We start from the raw sequence: 1,952 nt of genomic DNA, 5'->3' as shown, positions 1-1,952 counted from the left end.
GGTGTGTAGAGATAACTCCGCAACGTGCACGTCCCGGTACCGTGAGAGGCAGGTGCAGTCATGAAAGCCATGAATCAAACCAGGAGTTGGCATGGCCAAGGCATCCCAGAACGCCCGAAACGCAGGGCTCGAAACCTTGCTTGAACAGGCGCGATGGTCTCGAACCCAGCTCGCCAACGCCGTGAATCGCATAGGCGGCCAGGTCGGCTTCTCCTTCAGGTACGACCAGTCCGCCGTCTCGCACTGGGTGGCCGGTACTCAGCCGAGAGAACAGGCCAGGCCAGTGATCATCGAGGCGTTCGAGCGCAGGCTCGGGCGCCCGGTGACGTATACGGAGGTCGGACTACGGCCTCCGAAGGAGGAGAGAGGGCCGGACAGTGGTGGCACTGTTGAGTCGCTGCTAGATCTCGGAAGGGCAGATATGGACCCGTCGCGCCGTGGTGTGCTCACCGCCGGCCTGTACTCGGCCGCCCTCGCCGTGCCTCTGTTCGCGGGGGAGGCGCACGCGGAGGAGCGGGAGCGGGCCACCAAGCCCACCACCCACATCGGTGCGGGTGAAGTGGCGACCGTGCGCACGATGACCGACCGCATCGCGGACATCCTCGACGAGCTCGGAGGCGGCCACGCCAGGCCGATGGCAGCTGCCTTTCTCGTCAACACCGTCGCCCCATACCTGCGGGCTTCCGCGCCTGAGCAGATCAAGCGGGACATGCTCTCCGCGGCCTCGGACCTGACGTACCTGACGGGCTGGATGGCCATGTTCGAACGTGAACACGCTCTCGGACAGCGGTACTACGTCAAAGCGTTGAACATCGCGCGAGAGGCGAACGATCATGTGACGTACTGCCGCACTCTGCGCGGCATGAGCCTTCAGGCATCGAACCTACGATACGGGCGAAAGGCTCTGGAACTCGCCGACTCGGCCGCAGAGGCGGCCCCGCAGGCCGGCCCCCGACTCGTCGCCTTCCTCCGGGGCCAACAGGCACACGCCTCCGCCATGGTGGGCGCCGAGCGCCAGGCGTTCGCCCGGTTGCGCGAGGCCGAGGCGGCCCTCTCGAAGGCCGACGCACGCAGGGAGTCCATCGGCGGATACGACCAGGCCGCCTACCAGTTCCATGTCGCTCATGTGCTCCACGAGACCGGTGACCTGCCCGGCTCGATCGCCGCCTTGAAGAGGGCGCTTCGGGCCCAGCCGAAAGAGGAGCGGCAGGGACGGGTGCATTTCAACGCGGTCATGGCTCAACGCCAGTTCCAGCTTGGACACATCGAGGAAGCGTGCGCCACGTGGAGCACGTTCCTGGACGGATACACGGGCTTGTCGAGCGCGCGAAGCGATGAGCACTTCGTGACCATGCGCAAGCGCATCGCTCCGTACAGGAAGGTCCGCGCGGTTCAGGAGCTCAGCGCCCGCGCTCAGCAGGTCGCAGCGCTGAAAGGCTGACGTACTGACCGCTGGTGACCTCGTCCAGCAGGAACTACAGCAGCCCGACCAGACTGCAGCCCCTGACCACTTGGTGGCGGTCGTTCATGGGGCAATCCTGCGAGAGCGGGACCCACTCGATGTGGTCCCGCCTCGTTCACCTCCATCGGCGGGCCTGTGCAGGTGGCAACGCCGGCGTGGAAGACGTGGTGCTCCGAGTCGGTAATGCCGTTCGCCGACTGTGGCGTTCACCATGAGTCGTCCGCCGCACCGCGGACGGCACGGGTGGCGTCAGCCGGGTCGGGCTGCTCCCCCAGCCAGTCCGCCGGGGAAGCACCGGGAACGCTCAGACCCGCCAACCACCCCCCTCAGCCGTGGACTTGGCGAACTCCGCGAAGGAACGCGGCGGGCGGCCCAGGGCTCGGGGGACGCCGTCGGAGACGTAGGCGTCCGTGCCCTTCCTGAGCGGTTCGATCACGTCGGCGAAGGCTTCGGCGTCCGCCGGTGGCAGTCCCTGGTGGACGAGGTCGGT

Annotated in this window: 1 protein-coding gene and 1 pseudogene; one reads left to right on the top strand and one right to left on the bottom strand. The window is 67.0% G+C overall.

The annotated features are described in order from the left end of the window. Positions 1–91: 91 nt before the first annotated feature. Positions 92–1,441, top strand: a complete 1,350-nt coding sequence (locus ACFXKA_RS42635; protein WP_379431850.1) for a hypothetical protein — start codon at positions 92–94, stop codon at positions 1,439–1,441. Positions 1,442–1,766: 325 nt separating this feature from the next. Here ACFXKA_RS42635 and ACFXKA_RS42630 read toward each other — a convergent pair. Then, positions 1,767–1,952, bottom strand: a pseudogene (locus ACFXKA_RS42630) (NmrA family transcriptional regulator); the annotation flags it as partial.

This window comes from Nocardia sp. NPDC059228, from assembly GCF_042754245.1.
In the GTDB taxonomy this organism is placed as follows: domain Bacteria; phylum Actinomycetota; class Actinomycetes; order Mycobacteriales; family Mycobacteriaceae; genus Nocardia.
The sequence above is the reverse complement of the archived record's forward strand: the minus strand, read 5'-3'. Positions and strand labels throughout refer to the sequence as shown.

Excerpts from the sequence above, each read along its gene's own strand:
- ACFXKA_RS42635 (WP_379431850.1), top strand. The coding sequence starts at position 92 with ATGGCCAAGGCATCCCAGAACGCCCGAAACGCAGGGCTCGAAACCTTG.